The 26,755-nt window shown below is 71.7% G+C and carries 26 protein-coding genes; 17 read left to right on the top strand and 9 right to left on the bottom strand.

Translation table 11 applies throughout. The annotated features are described in order from the left end of the window. Positions 1-13: 13 nt before the first annotated feature. From ACF08N_RS23610 to ACF08N_RS23585, 6 genes are all read right to left on the bottom strand, one after another. Positions 14-859 carry a sulfurtransferase gene (locus ACF08N_RS23610; RefSeq protein ID WP_392326654.1) on the bottom strand — a complete coding sequence of 282 codons (846 nt, stop codon included), beginning with the start codon at positions 857-859 and terminating at the stop codon, positions 14-16. 148 nt (positions 860-1,007) lie between these two features. Continuing rightward, positions 1,008-1,091, bottom strand: a complete 84-nt coding sequence (locus ACF08N_RS23605; RefSeq protein ID WP_355648638.1) for a putative leader peptide — start codon at positions 1,089-1,091, stop codon at positions 1,008-1,010. A 220-nt stretch (positions 1,092-1,311) separates the two neighbouring features. Next, the gene (locus ACF08N_RS23600) at positions 1,312-2,061 is read right to left on the bottom strand and encodes a DUF2993 domain-containing protein (protein ID WP_392326653.1); all 750 of its coding nucleotides are present in this window, start codon (positions 2,059-2,061) and stop codon (positions 1,312-1,314) included. A gap of 169 nt (positions 2,062-2,230) precedes the next feature. After that, the gene (locus tag ACF08N_RS23595) at positions 2,231-3,307 is read right to left on the bottom strand and encodes a hypothetical protein (protein WP_392326652.1); all 1,077 of its coding nucleotides are present in this window, start codon (positions 3,305-3,307) and stop codon (positions 2,231-2,233) included. Positions 3,308-3,317: 10 nt separating this feature from the next. Further along, a complete protein-coding gene (locus ACF08N_RS23590; RefSeq protein ID WP_392326651.1) occupies positions 3,318-3,572 on the bottom strand; it encodes a MoaD/ThiS family protein in 255 nt (84 codons plus the stop codon). 44 nt (positions 3,573-3,616) lie between these two features. Next, complete coding sequence (locus ACF08N_RS23585; RefSeq protein ID WP_392326650.1) at positions 3,617-4,435, bottom strand: alpha/beta hydrolase; 819 nt, start codon at positions 4,433-4,435, stop codon at positions 3,617-3,619. 246 nt (positions 4,436-4,681) lie between these two features. Here ACF08N_RS23585 and ACF08N_RS23580 point away from each other — a divergent pair, with 246 nt between their 5' ends. Beyond that, a complete protein-coding gene (locus tag ACF08N_RS23580) occupies positions 4,682-5,461 on the top strand; it encodes a response regulator transcription factor (RefSeq protein ID WP_392326649.1) in 780 nt (259 codons plus the stop codon). A 24-nt stretch (positions 5,462-5,485) separates the two neighbouring features. Next, positions 5,486-6,511: a LacI family DNA-binding transcriptional regulator gene (locus tag ACF08N_RS23575; RefSeq protein ID WP_392326648.1), complete on the top strand. Its 1,026-nt coding sequence runs from the start codon at positions 5,486-5,488 to the stop codon at positions 6,509-6,511. A 45-nt stretch (positions 6,512-6,556) separates the two neighbouring features. Here the strand turns inward: ACF08N_RS23575 and ACF08N_RS23570 are convergent, their stop codons facing one another. After that, entirely contained in the window at positions 6,557-7,771 is a 1,215-nt protein-coding gene (locus ACF08N_RS23570) for a peptidase inhibitor family I36 protein (RefSeq protein WP_392326647.1), read from the bottom strand. A 189-nt stretch (positions 7,772-7,960) separates the two neighbouring features. Here ACF08N_RS23570 and ACF08N_RS23565 point away from each other — a divergent pair, with 189 nt between their 5' ends. The 3 genes from ACF08N_RS23565 to ACF08N_RS23555 are packed head-to-tail and all read left to right on the top strand — an operon-like array spanning position 7,961 to position 11,213. Beyond that, positions 7,961-9,031, top strand: coding sequence for a S1C family serine protease (locus ACF08N_RS23565; protein ID WP_392326646.1), 1,071 nt, complete (start codon positions 7,961-7,963; stop codon positions 9,029-9,031). Between the two features lie 20 nt (positions 9,032-9,051). Beyond that, on the top strand, positions 9,052-9,765 hold the full coding sequence (locus ACF08N_RS23560) for a response regulator transcription factor (protein ID WP_392326645.1): 714 nt from the start codon (positions 9,052-9,054) through the stop codon (positions 9,763-9,765). Next, positions 9,762-11,213, top strand: a complete 1,452-nt coding sequence (locus ACF08N_RS23555) for a sensor histidine kinase (protein WP_392326644.1) — start codon at positions 9,762-9,764, stop codon at positions 11,211-11,213. Before ACF08N_RS23560 ends, ACF08N_RS23555 begins: the two co-directional genes overlap by 4 nt. 438 nt (positions 11,214-11,651) lie before the next feature. Here the strand turns inward: ACF08N_RS23555 and ACF08N_RS23550 are convergent, their stop codons facing one another. After that, entirely contained in the window at positions 11,652-12,524 is an 873-nt protein-coding gene (locus ACF08N_RS23550; protein WP_392326643.1) for a phosphatidylinositol-specific phospholipase C, read from the bottom strand. A gap of 136 nt (positions 12,525-12,660) precedes the next feature. Next, positions 12,661-14,478 carry a bifunctional metallophosphatase/5'-nucleotidase gene (locus ACF08N_RS23545; protein WP_392326642.1) on the bottom strand — a complete coding sequence of 606 codons (1,818 nt, stop codon included), beginning with the start codon at positions 14,476-14,478 and terminating at the stop codon, positions 12,661-12,663. A gap of 305 nt (positions 14,479-14,783) precedes the next feature. On the opposite strand from ACF08N_RS23545, the gene mshD reads away from it, so the two are divergent. The 12 genes from mshD (at position 14,784) to pstB (ending at position 26,612) form a co-directional block, all read left to right on the top strand. After that, positions 14,784-15,707 (top strand): mycothiol synthase, encoded by a 924-nt coding sequence (gene mshD, locus ACF08N_RS23540; protein WP_392326641.1) that lies wholly within the window; start codon positions 14,784-14,786, stop codon positions 15,705-15,707. Between the two features lie 101 nt (positions 15,708-15,808). Next, positions 15,809-16,207, top strand: coding sequence for a GntR family transcriptional regulator (locus tag ACF08N_RS23535; RefSeq protein ID WP_392326640.1), 399 nt, complete (start codon positions 15,809-15,811; stop codon positions 16,205-16,207). Beyond that, positions 16,204-16,473, top strand: a complete 270-nt coding sequence (locus ACF08N_RS23530) for an ATP-binding cassette domain-containing protein (protein ID WP_392326639.1) — start codon at positions 16,204-16,206, stop codon at positions 16,471-16,473. Before ACF08N_RS23535 ends, ACF08N_RS23530 begins: the two co-directional genes overlap by 4 nt. A gap of 171 nt (positions 16,474-16,644) precedes the next feature. Continuing rightward, positions 16,645-17,112: a hypothetical protein gene (locus ACF08N_RS23525; protein WP_392326638.1), complete on the top strand. Its 468-nt coding sequence runs from the start codon at positions 16,645-16,647 to the stop codon at positions 17,110-17,112. Further along, entirely contained in the window at positions 17,109-18,038 is a 930-nt protein-coding gene (locus ACF08N_RS23520; RefSeq protein ID WP_392326637.1) for an ABC transporter permease, read from the top strand. Before ACF08N_RS23525 ends, ACF08N_RS23520 begins: the two co-directional genes overlap by 4 nt. Positions 18,039-18,404: 366 nt before the next feature. After that, complete coding sequence (locus tag ACF08N_RS23515) at positions 18,405-20,636, top strand: RNA degradosome polyphosphate kinase (RefSeq protein ID WP_392326636.1); 2,232 nt, start codon at positions 18,405-18,407, stop codon at positions 20,634-20,636. Continuing rightward, positions 20,623-21,849 carry a CHAD domain-containing protein gene (locus ACF08N_RS23510; protein WP_392326635.1) on the top strand — a complete coding sequence of 409 codons (1,227 nt, stop codon included), beginning with the start codon at positions 20,623-20,625 and terminating at the stop codon, positions 21,847-21,849. Before ACF08N_RS23515 ends, ACF08N_RS23510 begins: the two co-directional genes overlap by 14 nt. Next, a complete protein-coding gene (locus tag ACF08N_RS23505) occupies positions 21,846-22,265 on the top strand; it encodes an NUDIX hydrolase (protein ID WP_392326634.1) in 420 nt (139 codons plus the stop codon). Before ACF08N_RS23510 ends, ACF08N_RS23505 begins: the two co-directional genes overlap by 4 nt. A 253-nt stretch (positions 22,266-22,518) precedes the next feature. Next, on the top strand, positions 22,519-23,649 hold the full coding sequence (gene pstS / locus ACF08N_RS23500) for a phosphate ABC transporter substrate-binding protein PstS (RefSeq protein WP_392326633.1): 1,131 nt from the start codon (positions 22,519-22,521) through the stop codon (positions 23,647-23,649). A gap of 94 nt (positions 23,650-23,743) precedes the next feature. Beyond that, positions 23,744-24,739 carry a phosphate ABC transporter permease subunit PstC gene (pstC, locus tag ACF08N_RS23495; protein WP_392326632.1) on the top strand — a complete coding sequence of 332 codons (996 nt, stop codon included), beginning with the start codon at positions 23,744-23,746 and terminating at the stop codon, positions 24,737-24,739. Next, positions 24,736-25,809, top strand: a complete 1,074-nt coding sequence (gene pstA, locus ACF08N_RS23490) for a phosphate ABC transporter permease PstA (protein WP_392326631.1) — start codon at positions 24,736-24,738, stop codon at positions 25,807-25,809. The genes pstC and pstA overlap by 4 nt, the downstream gene beginning before the upstream one ends. Before the next feature lie 26 nt (positions 25,810-25,835). Further along, the gene (gene pstB, locus ACF08N_RS23485) at positions 25,836-26,612 is read left to right on the top strand and encodes a phosphate ABC transporter ATP-binding protein PstB (protein WP_392326630.1); all 777 of its coding nucleotides are present in this window, start codon (positions 25,836-25,838) and stop codon (positions 26,610-26,612) included. The last annotated feature ends 143 nt before the right edge of the window (positions 26,613-26,755 follow it).

The raw sequence follows: 26,755 nt of genomic DNA, 5'->3' as shown, positions 1-26,755 counted from the left end.
GTCGGGGTCCGGATTACTTGTTGGCGCCGAGCTCGATCGGCACGCCGACGAGGGAGCCGTACTCGGTCCAGGAGCCGTCGTAGTTCTTGACGTTCTCGACACCGAGCAGCTCGTGCAGGACGAACCAGGTCAGCGCGGAACGCTCACCGATCCGGCAGTACGCGATGGTGTCCTTCGCCAGGTCGACCTGCTCCTCGGCGTAGAGCTCGCGGAGCTCGTCGTCCGACTTGAAGGTGCCGTCGTCGTTGGCGTTCTTCGACCACGGGATGTTGCGGGCGCTCGGCACGTGGCCGGGGCGCTGCGACTGCTCCTGCGGGAGGTGCGCCGGGGCGAGCAGCTTGCCGCTGAACTCGTCGGGCGACCGCACGTCGACCAGGTTCTGGGCGCCGATCGCGGCGACGACGTCGTCACGGAAGGCACGGATGGAGGTGTCCTGCGGCTTGGCCTTGTACTCGGTGGCCGGACGGGCGGGCACCTGAGCACCGTCCACGAGGTCGCGGGAGTCGAGCTCCCACTTCTTGCGGCCGCCGTCGAGGAGACGGACGTCGCTGTGGCCGTAGAGCTTGAAGTACCAGAAGGCGTAGGACGCGAACCAGTTGTTGTTGCCGCCGTAGAGGACGACCGTGGAGTCGTTCGCGATGCCCTTCGCCGACAGGAGCTTCTCGAAGCCCTCCTGGTCGATGAAGTCACGGCGGACCGGGTCCTGCAGATCCTTGGTCCAGTCGATGCGGATCGCGTTCTTGATGTGGTTCTTGTCGTAGGCCGAGGTGTCCTCGTCGACCTCGACGATGACGACCTTCGGGTCGTCGATGTGGGCCTCGACCCAGTCGGCGTCTACCAGGACGTCGCTGCGGCTCATGCTTCTTCTCCTCCGGGGCAGTGTGCGGCGGTGGTGCGCGAGGGGTTGTGCGCGAGAGGTGTGCGGGTACGCGGAAGGCGCGTCGATCAGCACGGGGCGGCCCCGACAGAGGTCGAAGGGCCTGAGGGATACGGGAGTCGGGGCCCGCTCAGACAGTGCGACAGAGCATGGCGGCGACGCGGCACAGGTCTACTGCCCGCCGCTTCGTGAGATCCGCCTGTCGCTGCTTCATGGGACCGATCGTAGGGACGAGTCGGCGGCCATGTCACCGGCGTGTCGTATTCTGAGACGCGATCGTCCACTATGCGGGACGGAGCGGGGATGGAGCCCTTTCCCCACCGCGCCGGCGGGGACGTTCGGCCCGTGCTCTCCTGCCCACCGGACGCCGCCGTCTCACCATGCGGCCGGGGCCCGTTCCGACGCGCTCGGTCCGGCCGCCGGAGAGCCCGGTCTCAGCCGGTCAGGGCCACATTCGTGCCGGTACCCGAGAAGCGCAGGCCCTCGTCCGTCACCCCGACCTTGTCCAGCGTGATGCTCGACGGCAGGCCGTCGATCTCCAGGTCGTAGTCCACGGCCTCGCGCAGCTTGTCGTCGAAGCCCGGCAGGGGCAGCCGCGGCAGCTCCTCCGCCTTCAGCCGCACCGTGGTCCCGTCGCTCAGGCCCACCGTGCTGTACGTGCTGACCTGCCGGTCGCCGAGCAGCATCTTCAGCGTGCCGGGCACGCGCACGCCCGCGCCCTCCAGCAGCCCGACGAGCGGTCCGGTCACCTTGACCTGCCCCTTCGCGGCCCGCTCGGGACCCGCGTAGCCGACGGTGGCTCCCTTGGGAGCCGCCTCGGTCAGGTCCGCGTAGGAGATGTTGGCCGAACCGTCGGCCCGGCCCGCGGTCGCGGAGGAGAAGCTGCCGTCGACGCGCACGTCGCGCAACTGGGCCTTCACCTCGGTGACGTTGACCTCGCGCCCGCCCGCGGTGGCGGTGATGCCGGAGAGGCTCACGTCCACCTCGTCCAGCTCCTTGCCCAGCACCTGGGTGAGGAACGGGAAGCCGCCGATCGACACCTGGGGGGTCGAGGACAGGCCCTGACTGCTCTTGATCCTGTCGGCCGCCTCGGACTCGGCCATATTGACCGCCAGCCGGTCGGCGGCGACGAAGAGGCCGCCGAGGATCACGGCGACGATCAGCAGTATCCGCAGTGCTCGCATTGCTCGGTGTCCCCCACCCTGTCCTGACCCTGTCCTGTCGGCCCCCGGTCGCCCGCGGGCGTGAAACGGTCCGGACGACGCCGTCTGCTCAATGATCGACGTCCGGGACCCGGCATTGGTTCCGGACGGCCTAGGGGGGCGCACCGCGACCGCCGGGTCCGCCGCACGCTCAGACCAGCGCGCGGCCGAGCAGATACACCGCGGGCGCCGCGGCCGTCAGCGGCAGCGCCACCCCCGCCGTCATGTGGACGAAGCGGGACGGGTAGTCGTAGCTGGCCACCCGCAGTCCGATCAGCGCGCAGGCGCCGGCCGCGAACCCGAGCAGCGCGCCGGCCTGCCCCGGACCGGTCGGACCGCCGACGGCGATGCCCGCCCCGGCGGCCGCCAGCAGCGCGACCACGACGGAGACCGCACCCGGCAGCGGCAGCGCACGGGCGACGGCGGCCACGGCGACGGCGCTCGCGCCGATCGTCACCGCGTCGGGGGCCGCCGCGAGGAGTGCCGTGGCCAGGATCGCCAGTGCGGCCGATGCGACCGTCGCCATCAACCCGGACATCCGCTCGTCCGCGCTCGCGTGGCTGCGCAGCTGAAGCACCAGCGTGAGCAGCACCCACACCCCGAGCGTGCCGATGATCGCGGCGGGGGCGTTCGCCCGGCCCGCCGTGAGCAGGGCGGCGTCGGCGACGAGGCCGCCCGCGAAGGCCAGGGCGATGCCCTGCCGCGCGGGCCACATCCCGTTCAGCCGGAACCAGCCCGCCGCGGTGACCGCCTGGAGCAGCACGAGCGGTACGAGCAGCGCGTACGTGCCGAGGGCCGCGCCGCCCGCGAGCAGCAGGGCGAGTACGGCGGTCAGCCCGGCGGGCTGCACACCGGGCGCGATGATCGGCGAGCGGCCCTCGGCGCGGGCCCGCTGGGCCGCGGTGAGCCGTGTGTCCTGGCTGGTCCCGCTCGCCGCGTGGCCCTCCTGCGCGGGAGCGGCCGGGGCCTCGGGCGGCAGCGCGGTGTCCGGCGCGGCGGGCTGGGGCGGCGGCGGGAAGTAGCCCGTGCCGGCCGCGGCAGCGGGCTGCACGACCGGCTGGTACTGGGTGTCCCAGGTGTCGCCCTGCCAGGTCTGCGTGGCACCCGCGTCCGGGGAGGGCTGCTGCCCGTAGGCGTCCTGCTGCCCCTGGTACGGCCCCGGCTGCTGCTGTCCGTACGGCTCGTGCGCCCCGTACGAACCGTACGGGTACTGCTGATCGCTGCTCATGCTGTGCGGTTCACCCTCCTGCGAACGGCGGGAGCACCTCGACCGTGCCGCCCTCGGCAAGGCGTACGGTCTCATGGCTCCGGGTCCCGACGGGGTCACCGTCGACGAGGAACGAACACCGTCGGAGTACCCGCGTCAGCTCGCCCGGGTGCCGTTCGCGCACCGCGTCGAGCGCCTCGGCGAGCGTCTCGGCGGCGTACGGCTCCTCCGCGACGCCGGCCGCGGACTTGGCCGCGGCCCAGTAGCGGATGGTTCCGGCTGCCATAGCGGCACTCCTCTCATTCGTGTCGCGCCGCCCTCCATGATGGGTCATGCGCCGGCCAGCCAGTCCGCGAGGCGGACGAGCAGGGCCTCGCCGGCGGCGTTCTCGGCGTGGCCCATGCCCGCCTCCAGCCACAGCTCGGCCGACCCGCGGGCCGCGGCGGCCAGCATGCGCGGATGGTCGAGCGGGAAATAGGGATCGCTGTCGCCGTGGACGATCAGCAGCGGGGTCGGCGCGATCAGCGGAACGGCCTCGACCGGGGAGAGCGGAACCGGGTCCCAGTCGCGGTGGTGGATACGGGTGCGGAGGCCGTAGCGGCCCACCAGCCGGCCGACCGGCCGCGTGACGACCCAGTGGAGGCGGCGCATCGGGGCCGTACCCCGGTAGTACCAGCGCGCGGGGGCGCTCACGGCGGCCACCGCATCGGTCCGCGCCTCCGTGCGCCCCTCGTGCTTCCCCATGGCCGCGTGGCGCAGGACGACGGAGCCCCCCATGGAGAACCCGACCGTCACCACCCTGGCGTAGCCGAGCGAGCGGGCCCACTCCACGGCGGCGGCCAGGTCGAGCACCTCGCGGTCGCCCACGGTGGACCGTCCCCCGGACCGCCCGTGCCCGCGGAACGAGAAGGTCACCACACCCGCGCGCCGGGCGAAGACGCCGGCCGCGCGCCGCACCGCGGGCCGGTCCACGGAGCCCGTGAAACCGTGCGCGACGACGATCGCCGTCGTGGCCGGACCGGCCGTGCACGGCTCGTGGAGCGCCTCGATCGGCACACCGTCGAGAGCCCGCAATATGGCGCGCCGTGGGCCGGGAGAGATCGAGGACACGTCCACAGTGTGAAATCGGCCCTCTTCCTCGCAACTCATGTGGGCTATTCTGCTGGGCAGAGGATCCGGGCAATGCCGCCCCCGGGTCCTTTTGTGTTTTCCCACCGTTGTTACGACCGGGTGAACACAAGCTCACCAAGGCTCTCGGGCGCGAGAGAGCCGCCGCACGAAGCAGTACCGCAGGCGTCCTCGCAGGGACCGAGGAGGAACCGACGTCATGGACGAGCGAACCGAGCACCGATCCGAACACGAGGACCGCAACGCGGTCCGGACGGGTGGAATCCGATGAGCTCTCTTCTGCTCCTGACCAATGCCCTCCAGCCGTCGACGGAGGTCCTCCCCGCCCTCGGGCTGCTGCTGCACAACGTGCGGGTGGCCCCCGCCGAGGGCCCGGCCCTCGTCGACACCCCCGGTGCCGACGTCATCCTCGTCGACGGCCGCCGCGATCTGCCGCAGGTGCGGTCGCTGTGCCAGCTGCTGCGCTCCACCGGTCCGGGCTGCCCGCTGGTCCTGGTCGTCACCGAGGGCGGCCTGGCCGCCGTCACCGCCGACTGGGGCATCGACGACGTACTGCTCGACACCGCCGGGCCCGCCGAGGTCGAGGCGAGGCTGCGGCTCGCGATGGGCCGCCAGCAGATCACCTCCGACGACTCCCCGATGGAGATCCGCAACGGCGATCTGTCGGTGGACGAGGCGACCTACAGCGCCAAGCTGAAGGGCCGGGTCCTGGACCTGACCTTCAAGGAGTTCGAGCTGCTCAAGTACCTCGCCCAGCACCCCGGCCGGGTCTTCACCCGTGCCCAGCTCCTCCAGGAGGTCTGGGGCTACGACTACTTCGGCGGTACGCGCACGGTCGACGTCCACGTACGGCGGCTGCGCGCCAAGCTCGGCCCGGAGCACGAGTCCCTCATCGGGACCGTACGGAACGTGGGCTACCGCTTCGTCGCCCCCGAGAAGGTCGAACGGGCCGCCGAGGAGGCCAAGGCGAAGGCGGCGGCTGCCGTCACCCACTCGGAGGACGCCCCTGTGATCGAGGAAGCGGGCGTACGCCCTGCCCAGAGGTAGGTCACCCCGCGTAGACTGCGCGCCGTGGCCAAGGTGACGCGGGACGACGTAGCGCGACTGGCGGGTACTTCGACCGCCGTCGTCAGCTACGTCATCAACAACGGACCCCGGCCGGTCGCCCCGGCCACGCGCGAGCGCGTTCTCGCAGCGATCAAGGAGCTGGGGTACCGGCCCGACCGGGTCGCGCAGGCGATGGCCTCGCGACGGACGGACCTCATAGGCATGATCGTGCCGGACGCACGGCAGCCGTTCTTCGCCGAAATGGCACACGCGGTCGAACAGGCCGCGGCCGAGCGCGGGAAAATGGTGCTCGTCGGCAATTCGGACTACCGCGACGAGCGCGAGGTCCACTATCTGCGGGCGTTCCTCGGCATGCGCGTCTCGGGACTGATCCTGGTCAGCCAGGGCATGAGCGAGCGGGCCGCGGCCGAGATCGAGGCGTGGGACGCGCGGATCGTGCTGCTGCACGAGCGGCCCGAGGCGATCGACGACGTCGCCGTCGTGACGGACGACATCGGCGGCGCCCAGCTCGCGACCCGGCACCTGCTGGAGCACGGCCACGAGTACGTCGCCTGTCTCGGCGGCGTGCCGAACACCCCCGCGGTCGGCGACCCGGTGGCCGACCACGTCGAGGGCTGGCGCCGTGCCATGAAGGAGTCCGGGCGCTCGATCGAGGGCCGGCTCTTCGAGGCGCCGTACAACCGCTACGACGCGTACCAGGTCGCCCTGAAGATCCTGTCCGGGCCCGACCGGCCCCCGGCGATCTTCTGCTCCACGGACGACCAGGCCTTCGGCGTGCTGCGGGCGGCGCGGGAGCTGCGGATAGACGTGCCGGGCGAACTGGCGGTCGCGGGCTTCGACGACGTGAAGGAAGCGGCGCTGACGGATCCGCCGCTGACGACGATCTCCTCGGACCGGCCGGCGATGGCCCGCGCGGCGGTGGACCTGGTCCTGGACGACGGCCTGCGGGTGGCGGGCTCGCGCCGCGAGCGGGTGAAGCTGTTCCCGTCGGGCCTGGTGATCCGCCGCTCCTGCGGCTGCGACGCCTGACACGCGGGCCCGGACCGGGGGTGGCCCCCCGGTCCGGACACCGGTTCACCAGGCGCCGTTGAGTCCGTGCCAGTCGCCGTCGAGCGACTCTGCGGCCCGGAAGGGCGTGCTGCCGCCGGTGCCCCGGTAGCCGAGCAGCCAGCCGGGGCTGCCGCCCATGTACCCCTCGTTGGTGAGCGTCAGGACGTCGTTGAGCGTGCCGCCGTTGTACGAGCCGACGCTGATGAACGTGTCCATGACCTGCCAGCCGCCGCCGACCAGCGTGCGCGTCCCGAACGCGCCACGGCCGTTGCCCGGGTAGAGCCACAGCCTGCCCGCGGTGTCGCGCGCCAGCAGGTCGGGCCGGGAGTCGCTGTTCAGGTCGCCCGGCCCGGTGAGGGCGTTCATGACCTGCCAGCCGCCGCCGACCAGCTTGCGCGTCCCGAAGGCGCGTCCGTTGCCCGGGTACATCCACAGCTGCCCCGCCGAGTCGCGCGCCAGCAGGTCGCCCCGCCCGTCGCCGGTCAGGTCGCCCGCGGCCGCGATCTGGCGCATGACCTGCCAGCCGCCGCCGACCAGCCTGCGGGTGCCGAACCCGCCGCGCCCGGTGCCCGGGTACAGCCACAGCTGTCCCGCCCTGTCCCGGGCAAGCAGGTCCTCGTTGCCGTCGCCGGTCAGGTCGCCGTGCCGGGTCATGGCGGTCATGCCGTTCCAGCCGCCGCCGACGAGCCGGCCCGAGTGGTCGCCGGGCAGGCGCCACAGGCGTCCGGCGAGGTCCCGGACGAGGACGTCGGGGACCAGGTCGTTGTCGAGGTCGCCGAAGCCGGCCGCCGCGCCGGCGGGGGCCGCCACCCACTGCGGGTAGGCCGGCATGTGGCACTCCCGCTCGGTCCTGACGAACTTGATCGAGCTGATCCTGCGGTCCATGTACGGCGTGAAGCTGTACTCCCCGGCGCCGGCGCCGGGCTCCTCGCGGAGGAAGTCGGCGTCGGGCGCGGCGAGGGAGTAGTCGGGCTCGCTGTAGGCGCACGCGTAGCTGGAGGTGCGGTTCACGAGCGAGCGGATCCTGTTGTCCCAGCTGCCGAGCGTCGCCATGCTCCGGTTGGTCGTGAACATCTCGCCGTCGCCTGATGTGCCGGTGAAGCCGCAGAAGTAACCGCTGGGGCAGCGGTAGGCGCCGTCCGCGGCCTGGGCGGTCTGGGCGGGCAGCGTGGCCGTCAGCAGGCCGGCCGTCACGAACCCCGTCACCGCGGTGAGAACGCGTCTGATCCCCTGGTGCACTTCGGATTCCCTTCCTGAAGCCCGTCGGGGCATATGGCTGCGCCAGTCAGACCGACGAGCGCCCGCCAGGGTTGCCCTGTGCGACGCCACGGTGCGGGCCCGGGTCCTTATATCGGGCATACGCGGTTCTGTCGGGCTTCTCAGCGCCGTCTCAGACCGCTCTCATCTGGCCCCGCGAAAGTCGATGCCATGAGCGACCACTACCGCCGCGGCGTCCACGACGACACCGGCACCCAGCAGCCGTACGAAGCGCCCCTCACCCAGGCCGGCGGAGGCTGGCCGCCGCCCCCGCCGCACCAGCCGGCCGGGACCGTCACCGTGTGGCCCGGGGGCGGCGGACCCGGCTTCGAGCCGCCCGCGCAGCAGGGCCCGGCACCGGTCCCCGCGCCGCACCGCCGCGCCAAGCGGCCCGTCGCACTGCTCGCCGCTGTCGCCATCGCCGCGGCGGCCGTCGGCGGCGGCACGTCCGTGCTCGTCGGCCAGTTCGTCGGCGACCGGGACGCCGGCGCCAGCAGCGCGGTCGCCGGCACCACCGTGTCGCAGAGCAGCAAGGGCACGGTGGCCGGCGTCGCCCAGGCCGTCTCGCCCAGCATCGTCGAGATCAACGCCACCTCCGCCGCCGGGCAGTCCACCGGCTCCGGCGTGATCATCACCTCCGGCGGCGAGATCGTCACCAACAACCACGTCGTCTCCGGCGCCGAGACCATCAAGGTGCGGCTCAGCGACGGCACGACGTACACCGCCGACATCGTCGGCACCGACCCCGACAAGGACCTCGCCCTCATCGAGCTGAACGGCGCCTCGGGGCTCAAGCCCGCCACCCTGGGCGACTCCGGCGCCGTCGAGGTCGGCGACCAGGTCGTCGCGATCGGCTCCCCCGAGGGTCTGACCGGCACCGTCACGAGCGGCATCGTCTCCGCGCTCGACCGTGACGTGACGGTCGCCAAGGAGGAGGACCAGGGACAGCGGGACCCCCGCCAGAACTGGCCCTTCGAGTTCGGCGGGCAGGAGTTCAACGGCGACACCGGCGACGCGAAGACCACCTACAAGGCGATCCAGACCGACGCCTCCCTCAACCCCGGCAACTCCGGAGGTGCGCTCATCAACATGAACGGCGAGATCATCGGCATCAACTCGGCCATGTACTCGCCCAGTTCCGCCACCGGCTCCACCGCCGGAAGCGTCGGGCTCGGCTTCGCGATCCCCATCGACACGGTCAAGGCCGACCTGGACAGTCTGCGCTCCGGCGGTGACAACTGAACGCGTGCGAGGCTGGGCCCATGACTGAAGGCGACCGCATCCTCATCGTCGACGACGAGCCCGCCGTGCGCGAGGCACTGCAGCGTTCCCTCGCCTTCGAGGGGTACGGCACCGAGGTCGCCGTCGACGGCGTCGACGCTCTCGCCAAGGCGGAGGCGTACGCCCCCGATCTCGTCGTCCTCGACATCCAGATGCCCCGGATGGACGGCCTGACCGCGGCCCGCCGGCTGCGGTCCGCCGGCTCCCGGGTGCCGATCCTGATGCTGACGGCCCGCGACACGGTCGGCGACCGTGTCACCGGGCTCGACGCGGGCGCCGACGACTACCTGGTCAAGCCGTTCGAGCTGGACGAGCTGTTCGCCCGCATCCGCGCCCTGCTGCGGCGCAGCTCCTACGCGGCCGCGGCCGAGGCCGCCGGGGACCAGGACGTGCTGTCGTTCGCCGATCTGCGCATGGATTTGGCGACCCGCGAGGTCACCCGCGGCACGCGCCCCGTCGAGCTGACCCGCACCGAGTTCACCCTCCTCGAACTGTTCCTGGCCCATCCGCGCCAGGTCCTCACCCGTGAACAGATCCTCAAGTCCGTCTGGGGCTTCGACTTCGAGCCCAGTTCCAACTCGCTGGACGTGTACGTGATGTACCTGCGGCGCAAGACGGAGGCGGCCGGCGAACCGCGGCTGGTGCACACCGTGCGCGGCGTGGGGTACGTGCTGCGATCGGGCGGCCCCGAGTGATCGCACGCTTCCGTGCCCTGCCCCTGCGCTCCCGGCTCGCGCTGCTGGTGGCGACGGCAGTGGCGGCGGCGGTCGCGGTCGTCTCCACCGTGTGCTGGTTCGTCGTGCGCGGCAAGCTGTACGACGAGGTGGACGCCAAGCTGCACTCGGCGAACGAGAACACCCCGCTGCGGGCCATCGACATCGCCACCACGCTCGGCAACTGCGCCCGGGAGACCTCCGACCCGACCGACTTCCCGGGCCCGAGGTCCGACTACTACTTCCAGCTCGCGCGCGCCGACGACGAGCGGCCGTGCGTCTTCGCCAGGAACTACGCGGGCACCGTCCGCGTCACGGCCGTCGACCGGGACGTGGCGCGGGCCGGGGACCCGACGGTCGAGACGTACCGCACCGGCACCGACACCGAGGGCCGGTCCGTCCGCGTGCTGACCGTCGCCGCCGTCGCCGACCCGCCGGGCGGCGGGGTGGTACGGGACACGGCCGTCATGTACGCGTTCCCGCTCAAGGAGACCGAGAACACGCTGCGCGAGCTGGCCCTGCTGCTGCTCGTCGTCTCCGGCATCGGTGTGTTCGGCGCGGGCGCGGCCGGCCTGTGGGTCGCGCGCACCGGGCTGGCCCCGGTGGACCGGCTGACCGGCGCCGTCGAGCACGTGGCCCGCACCGAGGACCTGAGCGTGCGCATCCCGGCCGAGGGGGACGACGAGATCGCCCGGCTGTCACGCTCGTTCAACGCGATGACCGCCGCGCTCGCCTCCTCTCGCGACCTCCAGCAGCAGCTCATCGCCGACGCCGGTCACGAGCTGCGTACTCCGCTGACCTCGCTGCGGACGAACATCGAGCTGCTCGCCCGCAGCGACGACACCGGACGCGCGATCCCGCCGGACGACCGCCGGGCCCTGCTGGCCTCGGTGAAGGCGCAGATGACGGAACTGGCGTCGCTGATCGGCGACCTCCAGGAGCTGTCCCGGCCGGACAGCGCGGCCCACGGCCGCCAGGTGCAGGTCGTGGCGCTGCACGAGATCCTCGACGGCGCGCTGGAGCGGGCCCGGCTGCGCGGACCGGAGCTGACGTTCGAGGCGGACGTGCGGCCCTGGTACGTACGCGGCGAACAGGCGGCCCTGGAGCGGGCGCTGGTCAACGTCCTGGACAACGCGGTGAAGTTCTCGCCGCGGGGCGGCGCGGTCGAGGTGCGCCTGCGGGACGGCGAACTGACCATCAGGGACCACGGGCCCGGCATCCCGCGGGAGGAACTCCCGCACGTCTTCGAGCGCTTCTGGCGTTCCCCGTCGGCGCGGTCGCTGCCGGGCTCGGGCCTCGGTCTGTCGATCGTGGCCCGCACGGTCCAGCAGGCGGGCGGCGAGGTGACGCTCGCCGCGGCGGAGGGCGGCGGCACCGTTGCGGTGATCCGCCTGCCGGGTGCCGCGGCGCCGCCCCCGTCCACCCCCTGACACCTTCGCGAGACGCAACGTCATGCGGTGACGGCCCTTCCTCGCATACCGTATTTGTCGAGACGATGCGTATCGTCTCGCAGATCCGCCCCTCGGTCACCCATCGAAGGAATCGCCCTTGCTCCCAGCCACCGCTACCGCCTCCCAGTTCGCCGGGGCGCTGTCCCCGATTCCGCGCAAGGGGCCGCGTGGCTTCAGCGGCGCCGGCGCGTTCCGGGCCCGGTCGCGGACGCACGGTGCGACGAGCCGCATCCGTGACGCGCGGGAGCGGCCCGGCGCCTCACGGAGAATGCCGTGCCGCCGCCCCCGCAGCCGCTGCGGTTCACCGCCCGAATCGAGGGCGAGGCGGCGCGGGGTGTCGACCGCCCGAGCTGCGGCTCGGCCGGTAGACCCGGGACGGGCGGCCGGTCGCTGCAGGCGGCCGGCCGCCGCCGCCCGTCAGCCGTTGTGGCGGATGAGGGACTCGACCAGTCCGGCACGGGTGTTGGGGAAGTCCATGGGGACGATCCCGAGCCCGCGCCAGCCGCTCGCCGTGCCGTCGAGGAAGCGGTGCACGCGCGGGTTGAGGTCGTCGGCGTTCCAGCGCGGTGGCATGTACGCGGACGTGCTCACGTAGTTGACGAACAGCTTGCCCGGCTGCTGGACCGCCTTGCGCAGGTGAGACTCGATCTTCGGGTACTTGTCCCAGGGCGGGGCGTTCCAGTCGTCCTGGATGTCGAAGAGGGCGCCGTCCGCGTAACGGACGCCCGGCAGCCCGCCGTTGTCGCCGAGGAGGACGACCCTGCCGCGTGCCTGGCCGAGCGCGGGGATGCCGTCGCCGATACGGAACAGCGACCGCCAGCCGCGGCGGTCGAGGTAGTCGTCGAAAATCGCGCGGAAGGTCGCGTCGCTCTCCTCCGAGTACTCCTGCTTGACCCGCATCAGCACCGTCTCGGACGGGTGCGCGGTGAGGAAGTCGCGGCAGGCGACGAGGACGTCGCCGAACATCATGTTCTGGTAGTACGGCCCGTGGTGGACGGCGAACGAGCCGCCGGTCACCCGGCACCGTACGTCGAGGAAGCGGATGCCGCTGGTCAGCTGCTCGGCGATGGTCGTGTTCTGGCATTCCGTCCACAGCCCGCCGAAGCGGGCGCCCGAGTCGTGGGTGCCCGGGATCGTCAGCCGTTGCAGGGGTGTCGAGTCGGCGGCACCGGCCATCCAGTCCTGGGCGGACAGGGTGGTGCTGCGCGGTGCGGCGGCGGCGTGGGGGGCGCCGATGAGGGCGGCGGCGGAGAATGCCGCCGCGCCCGCGAGAAGTCTCCGTCGGTCCATGGGCGGGAGTATGACGCGGTCACGACAAGACGGCCAGGGTCCGGGAGCCCGGCGCACGGGCCGGCTGTCGCCCCCGGAAACGCCGGTGGGGCGGCGGACCCCCCGGCCCGCCGCCCCACCGTTCGACCCTGCGCGCTTACCGCACGACCGTGATGCGGTCCGCGGCCGGCGGTGCGATCGGCGCCGACGCCGAGGAGTTCGCCGCCAGGTAGGCGTTGAACACGTCCAGGTCGGAGGCGCCCACCAGCTTGTTGGTGTGCTCCTTCAGGACCGCGAAACCGTCACCGCCGCCCGCGAGGAACTCGTTCATCGCGACCCGGTACGTCTTCGCCGGGTCGATCGCCTCGCCGTTCAGCTTCACCGAGCTCACGACGATCCGGTCGGCACCGGTCTTCGTCAGGTCCAGGGTGTAAGTGAAGCCCTTCGACACCTGGAGGATCTTCGGGGACGCCTCGTTCGGGCCACTGACCTGCTGCTGGAGCGCGGTGATCAGCTGGGCGCCGGTCAGGTCGACGACGTTCATCATGTTGGTGAAGGGCTGGACCGTGAAGGCCTCGCCGTACGTCACCACACCGTCGCCCTCGCTGCCCGACGCCTTGTACACCAGGTCGGAGCGGATTCCGCCCGGGTTCATCAGCGCCAGCTGGGCGCCGCCCTTGTCGGCCGGGGCGAGACCCGCGAGCTGCGCGTCCGCGATCAGGTCGCCCAGCGGCTTCTCCGGCGCGGTGGCGCCGCGGCCGTTGATGTCGGCCGAGATGAAGCCCTGCGGACGGCTCGCGATCGGCGCGGCCAGCTTGTTCCAGCGCGTGATCAGCTCCGTCATGTCCGGGGCCTTGGCCTGGTCGCGGCTGACGATGTGGTTCGCCGACTTGACCGACGTACGGACGATGTCGCCGGTCCGCCGGTCGTAGGTCAGCGTGGTGTCCGTGTAGAGCTTGCCGTAGGACGACGCCGAGGTGACCATGCGCGGCTTGCCGGACGGGTCCGGGATCGTGCACACGTACGCCTGGTGGGTGTGGCCGGTGACCAGGGCGTCGACCTGGGGCGTGATGCCCTTGGCGATGTCGACGATCGGGCCCGAGACACCGTCGCCCACGCCCGGCGAGTCGCAGTCGTAGTTGTACGACGTGGAGGCGGGCGAGCCGCCCTCGTGGATGAGCGCGACGATCGACTTCACGCCCTTGCGCTCCAGCTCACGGGCGTACTTGTTGACGGTCTCGATCTCGTCGTGGAACTTCAGGCCCTTGATGCCGTTGGCGCTGACGATGTCCGGCGTGCCCTCCAGGGTGACGCCGATGAAACCGATCTTGACGCCGTTCTTCTTCCAGACGGTGTACGGCTTGAGGATCGGCTTGCCGGTCGACTCCTTGGTCACGTTCGCCGCGAGATAGGGGAAGTCCGCGCCCTCGAACTCCTTGCCCTCCTCGAAGCAGCCGTCGGTCGGGTGGCAGCCGCCGTTCTGGAGGCGGGCCAGCTCGACCGCGCCCTCGTCGAACTCGTGGTTGCCCACGCCCGTCACGTCGAGGTCCAGCTTGTTGAGCGCCTCGACGGTCGGCTCGTCGTGGAAGAGCCCGGACAGCAGCGGGCTCGCGCCCACCAGGTCGCCGGCGGCGGCGGTGACGGAGTACGGGTGGCCCTGGCGCGCGGTGCGCAGCGAGGTCGCGAGGTACTCGACGCCACCGGCCGGGACGGTCTTGACCGTGCCGTCGGCCTGCTTCTCGGAGACGGTGCCGGCCGAGCCGGCCGGCGGCTCCAGGTTGCCGTGCAGGTCGTTGAAGGAGAGCAGCTGCACATCGACGGTGCGCGGCTGGTGGCCGGAGCCCTGCCGGTCACCGCCGGCGGCACCGGCCGGCAGCGCGGCCGCGAGCGCGCCGACCGTGGCCAGCCCGGCCGCGGCGGCGAGGACGCGCCGGGTCCGCTTGGCCGCGCGATGGTTGGGTGGTGTCGCTGACATCTGTCTCCTTGTCAGGTCCAACGAGGGAGCGAGGGGCGAGCGGCAGCCTAGAGTCAACGCGCGTAGCGCGACAGGGGGATACGGGTTACGACCTGGTTGCCATCACTCAGGAATCGGGACGAAACGGCTGATGGCGCCCGTGGGGAGTGGTGCGTCAGGCGCGCCGCGGAGGTGGAGGGTGCCGGCTCCCGGGGCGGGGGCGTGGGCCCCGGCGGGCTCGCCCGCTGCGACGACACACCCTCGTGGCCGACACCACCCCCGCCGCACGCCACCCGCACCGCCATCGCCCGCCGTACCCTCGACACATGACGATCGACGCAGTGATTCCGGAGCCCGGCCGGCAGATCCAGTCCCTGGACGAACTCACCGCCGAGCAGGCCGAGGCCGTGTCCGAGCTGCTCGCCGAGGCCGCCCGGTCCGACGGGATGCAGGCCGTGTCCGAGCAGGGCCGGCTGCAGCTGCGCGGCGGGCCGCGGGAAGGCGTACAGCACTTCCTGCTCACCGTCGAGGGGCAGCTCGTCGGATACGCCCAGCTGGAGGACACCGACCCCGTCGAGGCCCCGGCGGCCGAGCTCGTCGTCCACCCGAACCACCGCGGACGCGGCCACGGACGGGCCCTGGGGACGACCCTGCTCGACGCGTCGGGCAAGCGGCTGCGCGTGTGGGCGCACGGCGGGAAGTCCGCCGCCCGGCACATGGCCCAGGTCCTCGGCCTGACGCTCTTCCGCGAACTGCGCCAGTTGCGCCGCCCGTTGACCCCGCAGGGCATCCCCGAGCCGGTGTACCCGCCGGGTGTCACCGTGCGGACCTTCGTGCCGGGACAGGACGACGCCGACTGGCTCGCCGTCAACGCAGCGGCGTTCGCCCACCACCCCGAGCAGGGCTCGCTGACCCAGCGGGACCTGGACGACCGCAAGGCCGAGCCGTGGTTCGACCCCAAGGGCTTCTTCCTGGCCGAGCAGGGAGGCCGGATCATCGGCTTCCACTGGACGAAGGTGCACGCGGAGGAACAGCTCGGCGAGGTCTACGTCCTCGGCATCAGCCCCGACGCCCAGGGCGGCGGCCTCGGCAAGGCCCTCACGGCGACCGGCCTGCGCCACCTCGCCGCCCAGGGCCTGCCGACGGCGATGCTCTATGTGGACGCGGACAACCTGGCGGCAATGCGGGTGTACGAGCAACTCGGCTTCGTGACGCACGAGGTGGACCTGATGTACCGCACCGAGACCTGATCCGGCCCGGCCAACGGGCAGAGGGGGCGGGGTCGTTGACACCGCCCCCTTTCCTACGCCACCATTTCACTATTCAATTAGTGAAAGGGTGGTGCAGTGACGTGGTCGAGTTCCGCATCGACCGGCGCAGTGGCGTCGCCACCTATCTCCAGATCGTCCAGCAGACGAAAAGCGCCCTGCGCCTCGGACTGCTGCGGCCCGGTGACCGCCTCCCGACGGCCCGCGAGGTCGTCGAGGCCACGGCCATCAACCCGAACACGGTGCTCAAGGCCTACCGCGAGCTCGAACGCGAGGGACTCGTCGAGGCCCGCCGCGGCCTCGGCACCTTCGTGACCCGGACCCTCGGCGGCCAGGCGGCCGGCACACCGCTGCGCGCGGAGCTCGCCGACTGGGTCGCACGGGCCCGTGCGACGGGACTGGAGACGGACGACATCACCGCGCTCCTCGCCGCCGTACTGGAGGCAGAGGAACCGCACAAGAGCGAAGGGGGCGGCGCGTGACCGCGACCGCGACCGCGATCGAGGCGAACGGCCTCGGCAAGACCTACCGCAGACACGGCCGGCCGGCCCTGCGCGACTGCTCGTTCCGCGTGCCCGCCGGGCGGGTGTGCGCCCTCGCGGGTCCCAACGGTGCCGGGAAGTCCACCCTGCTCGCCATCGCCGCGGGACTCGCCCGCCCGGGCGACGGCACGCTGCGGGTGCTCGGCGCCGAGCCCGCGTCCGCATGGCGTACGTCGCCCAGGACAAGCCCCTGTACCCGCAGCTGACCGTCGCCGACACCCTCCGCCTGGGCCGCGAACTCAACCCGGGCCGCTGGGACGCCGCCCTGGCCGGCCGGATCGTCGAGGAGGGCGGCTTCACCCCGGGCGACCGCATCCGCAGCCTCTCCGGCGGTGGGGGTACCTCCCACGCCCGAAGGGCTGTGGGGGAGCACCCGCGTGGCGCTCGCCCTCGCGCTCGGCAAGCGCCCCGAACTCCTTCTGCTCGACGAGCCGATGGCCGACCTCGACCCCCTGGCACGGCACCAGCTGATGGGCATCCTGATGGCCGAGGCCGCCGACCACGGCACCACGGTCGTGATCTCCTCGCACATCCTGTCCGAGCTGGAGGCGACCTCCGACTACGTCCTGCTCGTCGACGGCGGCCGGGTGCGCCTGGCCGGCGACACCGAGGACCTGGTCGCCGCGCACACCCTGCTCACCGGCCCCGTCACGGACCTCGCGCCGCACACCGTCGTCGAGTCCCGTACGACAGGACGTCAGCTCACCGCGCTGATACGCCCGAAGGGCGCCCTCGACCCCGTCTGGTTGACGTCGGACCCCTCCCTGGAGGAACTGCTCATGGCCCATCTCCGCTCCCCCGGGGCCCCCGCCCTGCTGACGGCGGACGCGGCGGTGACGGCATGAGCACGCTGCGCCTGAAGGGCCCGAGCTGGGTCGTCGTCCGCCAGCACCGCGCGGTCCTGACCGTCGCGGCGGCCCTGCTCGTGCTGTCCGCCGCCGTGGCCGCCGGGCTGCGCGTCTGGTACGAGGCGACGCCGCCCGACGACTTCGACAGGAACCTGTTCGCCCGGTCGGACCTGCGCAGCGGCTTGCTGCCGGTCGTCGAGTACGCCGGCCTGGCCGCCATGACACTGCCCCTGCTGATCGCGGCCGTCGTGGCGGGCCCGGTGATCGCCCGCGAGCTGGAGAGCGGGACGTACCGCCTGGCCTGGACCCAGTCGGTGACACCGCAGCGGTGGTTCGCCACGAAGACCATGGTCCCCGCGGTGGCCGTCACGGTCCTCACGGCAGCCCTCGTCGGCGTCTTCCGCCTGGCCTGGGACCCGCTGTCCCACAACACGCACCTGCGCTGGTACACGCGGCACGTCTTCCTCGCCATCGGGCCCGCGTCGATCGCGTACGCCCTGCTCGCGGTGGCCGTCGGCGCACTCACCGGGCTGCTGGTGCGCCGCACCCTGGCCGCCATGTCCGTCGCCTGTCTCGCCACCGGGGCCGTCATGCTCACGATGTCGTCGCAGCGGGGAAACCTCTGGCCCACCGTCTCCGACGCCGTCCGGACCGGCCCCGCCCACTACCCCCTCTGGGAGGACTGGCTGGTCACCGACACCGGGATGCTGACCTCGTCAGGTGAACGCCTCGGCTTCGACATCTGCTTCACCGCCGACCGCGACGCCTGCCTCGCCGAGCACGGTGTCACCGGCCGCTGGTACGACTACCATCCCGAGTCGCACCTGTGGCCGCTCCAGCTCGTCGAGACCGGTATCGTCCTCGCGCTGGCCGCGGTCGTGACGTACGCCGCGTTCCGGATCTTCCGCCACCGGCACGGATGACACCCTGCGGGGCCCCGGCCGACCCCCCAGGGGCTGCCCGGTGGATCAGGGCCGGACAGGACGCGGCGTCTGGTGCGGTACATCGCAAGGCGCCGGAGTGCCCTGATAGCGGAGCTATTGGGGCATTTCGGCAACGCAGCGAGGTGCCGTGCCAGGCGTCGGGGCCCCGGCCAAGATCCACCGGGCAGCCCCTAAGGCCCCGCCACGCTTTCCCTCACGTCATGTCGTCGTTACCGGCCATTCAGACACCCTTGCGACCCTCGGCCAATGCAGCCCGCTGTGCCCGACTCCCCCCGCGGGAGAAAAGCCCTCGCCCCGGCCCTCTCCGACGCGCCGGTGACACTTTCCGCGCGGAACAATGGGGCCATGAGCCAGCAGCCCGCCGAGGTCCCGGTCCAGCACCCCCAGCCGTCCGTCGCGTCCATAGCCGCGCACCGGCCGCACACCGTGGCCGCCACCGTCTCCGATCTCGAACCCGACCTCGACGCGGACCTCGACACCTACGTCGAGGACGCGGAGCACGTGCTCGCCGGTGAGCTGCCCCAGGGGCGGTTCCTCGACCGCGAGCGCAGCTGGCTCGCGTTCAACGAACGCGTCCTGGAGCTCGCCGAGGACCCGGCCACGCCCCTGCTGGAGCGGGCCAACTTCCTCGCCATCTTCGCGTCCAACCTGGACGAGTTCTTCATGGTCCGGGTGGCAGGACTCAAGCGCCGCATCGCCACCGGTGTCGCCACCCGCTCGGCCTCCGGCCTCCAGCCCCGCGAGGTCCTCGACCTGATCTGGACGCGCTCGCGCGAGCTCATGGCCCGGCACGCCGCCTGCTTCCAGCAGGACGTCGCCCCCGCGCTCGCCGACGAGGGCATCCACCTCATCCGCTGGCCCGAGCTCACCGAGAAGGAGCAGGCCCGCCTCTTCACCCTGTTCCGGCAGCAGATCTTCCCGGTCCTCACGCCGCTGGCCGTGGACCCCGCGCACCCCTTCCCGTACATCTCGGGACTCTCGCTCAACCTCGCCGTCGTCGTGCGCAACCCGGTCAGCGGCCACCGCCACTTCGCCCGCGTCAAGGTCCCGCCGCTGCTCTCCCGCTTCCTGGAGGCCAGCCCGCAGCGGTACGTGCCGCTGGAGGACGTCATCGCGGCGCACCTCGAAGAGCTGTTCCCCGGCATGGAGGTCCTCGCCCACCACATGTTCCGGGTGACCAGGAACGAGGACCTGGAGGTCGAGGAGGACGACGCCGAGAACCTGCTCCAGGCCCTGGAGAAGGAGCTCCTGCGCCGCCGCTTCGGCCCGCCCGTGCGCCTGGAGGTCGAGGAGTCCATCGACCCGTACGTGCTCGATCTCCTCGTCCGCGAGCTGAAGGTCTCCGACGCCGAGGTGTACCCGCTGCCCGGGCCGCTGGACCTGACCGGCCTGTTCGGGATCTCGGCGCTGGACCGGCCCGAGCTGAAGTACCCGAAGTTCGTCGCCGGCACCCACCGGGACCTGGCCGAGGTCGAGTCCGCGTCCGCGCCCGACATCTTCATGGCGCTGCGCGAACGGGACGTGCTGCTGCACCACCCGTACGACTCGTTCTCCACCTCCGTGCAGGCGTTCCTGGAGCAGGCCGCTGCCGACCCGGACGTCCTCGCGATCAAGCAGACGCTGTACCGGACCTCCGGCAAGTCCCCGATCGTCGACGCGCTCATCGACGCCGCCGAGGCGGGCAAGCAGGTCCTCGTCCTCGTCGAGATCAAGGCCCGCTTCGACGAGCAGGCCAACATCAAGTGGGCGCGCAAGCTGGAGGAGGCGGGCTGCCATGTCGTCTACGGGCTCGTGGGCCTCAAGACGCACTGCAAGCTGTCGCTCGTCGTCCGCCAGGAGGGCGAGACGCTGCGGCGCTACTCGCACGTCGGCACCGGCAACTACCACCCCAAGACGGCCCGGCTCTACGAGGACCTGGGACTGCTGACCGCGGACCCGCAGGTCGGCGCGGACCTCTCCGACCTCTTCAACCGGCTCTCCGGCTACTCGCGCCGCGAGACCTACCGCCGGCTGCTGGTGGCGCCCAAGTCGCTGCGCGACGGGCTGATCTCGCGCATCAACAAGGAGATCACCCACCACCGCGCCGGACGCCCCGCCTATGTCCGCATCAAGGTCAACTCCATGGTGGACGAGGCGATCATCGACGCCTGCTACCGGGCGGCCGCGGTCGGCGTGCCGATCGACATCTGGGTCCGCGGCATCTGCGCGATCCGCCCCGGTGTCGCCGGCCTCTCGGAGAACATCCGGGTGCGCTCGATACTCGGCCGCTTCCTGGAGCACTCCCGCGTCTTCGCCTTCGGCAACGGGGGCGAACCGGAAGTGTGGTTCGGCAGTGCCGACATGATGCACCGCAACCTCGATCGCCGTATCGAGGCACTGGTACGGGTCACCGACCCGGCCCACCGCGCGGCCCTGACCCGGCTGCTGGAGACGGGCATGTCCGACACCACGTCGTCCTGGCACCTCGGCCCGGACGGCGCGTGGACCCGGCACGCCACGGACTCCGACGGCCAGCCGCTGCGGAACGTACAGGAGATGCTCATAGACGCCCGGAGGCGCCGGCGTGCACAGCCCTGAACTTTCCCGCGACACCGCCACTGCGGGCGAGGCGGTGGCCCACTACCTCCACACGCAGGCGGGGGACTTCCTGCGCAGCCTGCGCCTGCACGGCGAGAGCGGTGCGGACACGGCGGGCGCCTCGGAGGCGGCGCGGGCGCTGCGGGCGTCGTCGCGCCGGATCAGCGGGACGCTGTACACCTTCCGCCCGCTGCTCGACCCGGCGTGGGCGGACGGCCTGCGCACGGAGCTGGGCTGGCTGTCCGCGACACTGGCGCTCGAGCACGCGTGCACGTCACGCCTGTCCCGCTTGCTGGACGCACTGTCCCGCCTGTCGGGCACGGCCCCGCTTCCGCCGGCGCGTACGGAGGTGTCCCTGCGGTACGCGGTTGCCTCCTCCCGTGGCGGGGCCACAGATTCCACGACCGGCACGCTGCCGAACGCGGCGGACAGCGCGGCCGCAGGGGCCACGCCCGGACGGGACGCCGCAAGCGGCGAAGAGACCGCCGACGCAGCGCCCCTGCGCGGTGGGGAAGCCGACCGAGGGAACGAGGACCGGCCCGCCGGGCCCGCGGTCAACGGGACCGGAAGCGCCGCGCGGGGCGGCGCACTCAACGTCGGGGCCGCGCGGGCCGGGGCCCTGCTGGAGCGGCAGCTCACCCTCGCCCGGACCCGGGCGCACTCCGCCGCGCTCCAGGCGCTCGGCTCCTCCCGTTTCCACGCCGTCGCCGACGCCGTCGCCTTACTGGCCAGCGAGCTCCCGCTGGCCCCTGCCGCCGCCGGCCCGGCCGCCGAGACGCTCGGCCTGCTCGCCGAGGTCGCGGAGCGGCGCCTGCTGGACGCCGTCGCCCAGCTGCCCCTGGGCCGCGCGGCCCATCCGTACAACGCGGACGCCCTGGTCAACGGCCTCACGACCGCCACCGCCGGCGAGGAGCAGGACGCCCCGTGGCACGAGGTCCGCAGGCTGCTGCGGTTGCACCGCTACGCGCAGGAGGTACTGCACCCCGACGCCGATCCGGTCCTGTGCCACGCCGGACGCGTGCTGGACCACCACCGCGACGCCGCCGAGGCGTCCGAGGCCGCCGCGGCAGCCGCCCGTACGCCCCGGATCGCGCCGGCCACCGCGTACGCCCTCGGCGTGCTTCACGCCGACCAGCGGCACGAGGTCGAGGCCGCCAGGTTCGCCTTCCAGCAGGAGTGGCGGCGCGCCACGGCGACGGTCACCGCACCATGAACGACGGCACAGTGCTCGCCGCCGGCGTCGTGCTGTGGCGCCGGGCACCGCACCACGGCGACGACGGCATCGAGGTCTGCCTCGTCCACCGGCCCAAGTACGACGACTGGTCGCATCCCAAGGGCAAGCTCAAGCCGGGTGAGGACGCCCTCGCCGCCGCCCTGCGCGAGGTACTGGAGGAAACCGGCCACCGGTGCATCCCGGGCGCCCGGCTGCCCTCGATCCGCTACATCACGAAGGGCCGCCCCAAGCACGTCACGTACTGGGCCGCCGAGGCCCGCTCCGGGTCGTTCGCCGCCAGCCGCGAGGTGGACCGCATCGTCTGGCTGCCGCCCGCCGCCGCCCGCGAACGCCTCACGCAGCCCCACGACCGCACCCTGGTCGACGCCCTGCTCCAGGAACTGCGCACCGCCTGACAACCGGCGCCACCTGCGGCGCGTGTCGGCGGGCGCACGCCCTCGCGCGGGTCAATCCTTGGGACGGCACCAGGCCGCCGGACACGGTTCACCTTGCGTTCACTCTCCCCCGTTGGTCACTTCACCTGATCTGCCTAATTTCGGCCGTGCACGGTGTCCGGTGCAGTGCCGGTCATCCCCACCCGACACACGCCGCCACAGAACGTCACGACAAAGGTCAGCGTCCGGCGGCTCCTGGAAGGAACACCCGAAAGTGAAGCTTCAGCGCAAGAACGGGCTTCGCGCCACCGCGCTCGGCGCCCTCGCCCTGTCCGGCGCCCTGGTCCTCACGGCGTGTGGTTCGGACGACAACACCGCGCCCGACAGCGGCACGAAGACCGGCGCTGCGTCGAACATCAAGTGCGACGACGCCAAGGGCCAGCTGCTCGCGGCCGGCTCGACCGCCCAGAAGAACGCCATGGACCTGTGGGTCAAGAACTTCCAGGCCGCCTGCTCCGGCGTCGAGGTCAACTACCAGGCCATCGGCTCCGGCGGCGGCATCACCAAGTTCAACCAGGGCCAGGTCACCTTCGCCGGCTCCGACTCCGCGCTGAAGCCGGAGGAGGTCGAGGAGTCGAAGAAGATCTGCAAGGGCGGCCAGGGCATCAACCTGCCGATGGTCGGCGGCCCCGTCGCGATCGGCTACAACCTGGACGGCGTGGACAACCTGGTCCTGGACGCGCCCACCCTGGCCAAGATCTTCGACTCGAAGATCAAGAAGTGGAACGACGAGGCCATCGCCAAGCTCAACCCCGACGCGAAGCTCCCGGACACCGAGATCCAGGCCTTCCACCGCTCGGACGAGTCCGGTACGACGCAGAACCTGCACAAGTACCTGAGCGAGGCCTCCCCGGCCGACTGGAAGCACGACCCGAAGTCGAAGTCGTGGCTCGCCCCCGGTGGTCAGGCCGCCAACGGCTCCTCCGGTGTCGCCGCCCAGGTCAAGCAGACCCAGGGCTCCATCGGCTACTTCGAGCTGTCGTACGCGACCTCGCAGTCCATCGACACCGTCAAGCTGAACACCGGCGCCGCGACCCCGGTCGAGGCGACGACGGAGAACGCCTCCAAGGCCATCGCCGCCGCCAAGGTCAAGGGCACCGGCAGCGACCTGGCCCTGTCCCTCGACTACAAGACCAAGGTCGAGGGCGCGTACCCGATCATCCTCGTGACGTACGAGATCGCCTGCGACAAGGGCAACAAGGCGGAGACGCTGCCCACCCTGAAGGCGTTCCTGAACTACACCGTCAGCGACGAGGGCCAGAAGGTCCTCGCCGAGGCCGGCTACGCCCCGCTGCCCGCCGAGATCGCGGCCAAGGTCCGCGAGATCGTTCCCACCCTCGCCTGACGTCCGGCCGGGGCCGGTCCGCCACCGCGGACCGGCCCCGGCATCCGGTGCACCGCCGCCTGGAGCCGCACGGCTCCGCAGACCGGAGACCCTGATGGATACAGCAACCACCACCAAGAACCCAGCGCCCGGCGCGCCTCCGTCCGAGAGCAGCGCCCGCGGAAAGCTCCGCCCCGGCGACCGCATCTTCCTCGGCATGTCGCGGGGAGCGGGCATCTTCCTCCTGGTGATCATGGCCGCGATCGCGGGATTCCTCGCGTACCGCGCCGGCATCGCCATCTCGAAGGACGACGCCAACTTCCTGACCGCCTCCGAGTGGAACCCGGCCGGTGACCCGCCGGTCTTCGGCATCGCCGTCCTCGTCTTCGGCACGGTCGTGAGCTCGGTCATCGCCATGGTCATCGCCGTGCCGGTCGCCATCGGCATCGCGCTGTTCATCTCGCACTACGCGCCGCGCAGGCTCGCCGCCCCGCTCGCGTACGTCGTCGACCTGCTCGCCGCCGTCCCCAGCATCATCTACGGCCTGTGGGGCGCCATCTTCCTGGTCCCCTACCTCGACGGCCTGAACAGCTGGCTCAACGAGTACCTCGGCTGGACCTACATCTTCGAGAAGACCAGCGAGGGTGTCGCCCGCAACCTGTTCACGGTGGGCATCCTCCTGGCGATCATGATCCTGCCGATCATCACCAACGTCACCCGTGAGGTCTTCCTCCAGGTGCCGAAGATGCACGAAGAGGCCGCTCTCGCCCTCGGCGCCACCCGCTGGGAGGTCATCCGCATGTCGGTGCTCCCCTTCGGCCGCTCGGGCATCATCAGCGCCTCCATGCTGGGCCTCGGCCGCGCGCTCGGCGAGACGATGGCCGTCGCCGTCGTCCTGTCCCCCAGCTTCATCATCTCCGGGCACCTGCTGGACCCGGGCGGCGGCACGTTCGCGCAGAACATCGCCGCGAAGTTCAACGAGGCGGACGAATTCGGCCGTGACGCGCTGATCGCCTCCGGTCTCGTCCTCTTCGTCATCACCCTGCTGGTCAACGGAGCGGCCCGCGCGATCATCGCCCGCCGCAAGGAGTACTCGGGGGCCAACGCATGAGCCAGGTCATTGAGGAAACGCGTCCGGCGCCCGCCGTGCGCACCGCCCCCCTCTCCCACGCGCGCATGCCGCGCTGGGCGCCGGCGGCCATCGCGGTCGGCTCGATCGCCGCGGGCTGCGCGATCGGCCTCGGCGCCGGCTGGCACAGCCGCGTCCAGTGGGGCATGATCGCCGCGCTGATCTTCGTCGTCGCGACCTTCGTCGTCACGTCCAAGGTGGAGAACGTCCGCCAGGCCAAGGACCGCGTCGCCACCAGCGTCGTCTGGGTGTGCTTCGTGCTGGCCGTCGTGCCGCTGTTCTCGCTCGCGTGGGTCACCGTCAGCAAGGGCATCGAGGTCGTCGACGGCTACTTCCTGAGCCACTCGATGAACGGCGTGCTCGACGCCCAGCCCGGCGGCGGTATCTACCACGCCCTGCTCGGCACCATCGAGCAGGTCCTGATCGCCACGGTGATCGCCGCCCCGATCGGCATGCTCACCGCGATCTACCTGGTCGAGTACGGCCGCGGGAAGCTGGCCAAGGCCGTCACCTTCTTCGTCGACGTCATGACCGGCATCCCGTCGATCGTCGCGGGCCTGTTCGTCCTGGCGACGTGGAACCTGATGCTCGGCTTCGGACCCTCCGGCTTCGCCGGCGCCATCGCGCTCGCGATCCTGATGATGCCGGTGGTCGTCCGCTCCACCGAGGAGATGCTGAAGCTGGTCCCGAACGAGCTGCGCGAAGCCTCGCTCGCCCTCGGCGTGCCGAAGTGGCGGACCATCCTGAAGGTGGTCCTGCCCACCGCGATCGGCGGCATCACCACCGGCGTGATGCTCTCCGTCGCGCGCGTCACGGGTGAGACCGCCCCGGTGCTGCTCCTCGTGTTCGGTACGAAGCTGATCAACCCCAACCCCTTCGAAGGCGCCCAGTCCTCCCTGCCGCTCTACGTGTACGAGCAGTACGCGGTCGGCACGGACGCCTCGATCGCGCGCGCCTGGGGCGCCGCGCTGGTGCTGATCGCCTTCGTCATGCTCCTCAACCTGGTCGCCCGCGGCATCGCCCGCTGGAAGGCCCCGAAGACCGGCCGCTGAGGCCACCCGGAAGTGAAGTGATCCCCATGGCCAAGCGAATCGACGTCAGCGGCCTGACCGCCTACTACGGCTCCCACAAGGCGATCGAGGACATCTCGATGACGGTGGAGCCCCGCTCCGTGACGGCCTTCATCGGCCCGTCCGGCTGCGGAAAGTCCACGTTCCTGCGCACCCTGAACCGCATGCACGAGGTCACCCCCGGTGGCCGCGTCGAGGGCAAGGTGATGCTGGACGACGAGAACCTCTACGGTTCCGGTGTCGACCCGGTCGCCGTGCGCCGCACGGTCGGCATGGTCTTCCAGCGGCCGAACCCGTTCCCGACGATGTCGATCTTCGACAACGTCGCGGCGGGTCTGCGCCTGAACGGCAACTACAAGAAGTCCGAGCTGAGCGACATCGTCGAGAAGTCCCTCAAGGGCGCGAACCTCTGGAACGAGGTCAAGGACCGCCTGAACAAGCCGGGCTCGGGTCTGTCCGGCGGTCAGCAGCAGCGCCTGTGCATCGCCCGCGCGATCGCGGTCGAGCCGGACGTGCTGCTGATGGACGAGCCCTGCTCGGCGCTCGACCCGATCTCCACGCTCGCGATCGAGGACCTGATCGGTGAGCTGAAGGAGCGCTTCACGATCGTCATCGTGACGCACAACATGCAGCAGGCGGCGCGCGTCTCGGACCGCACGGCCTTCTTCAACCTGGCGGCGGTCGGTCAGCCCGGCAAGCTCGTCGAGATCGACGACACCGAGCGGATCTTCGCCAACCCATCCGTCCAGGCGACCGAGGACTACATCTCGGGACGCTTCGGATAAGACGTCTTGGGGTGCTGCATGGCGGTGCCACCCACAAGACGACGGGCCCGCCCCCTCTCCCAGGGGGCGGGCCCACGCATGTCTCTCGTCACCGGGGGCAACTCCAGCCCGCCCGGCGATTGAGGACACCGCGCGAAGCGCGG

It is taken from the genome of Streptomyces sp. NPDC015127, assembly GCF_043080095.1.
Lineage (GTDB): Bacteria > Actinomycetota > Actinomycetes > Streptomycetales > Streptomycetaceae > Streptomyces.
Note: the sequence above shows the minus strand (reverse complement) of the source record. Positions and strands in the feature narration are given on the sequence as shown.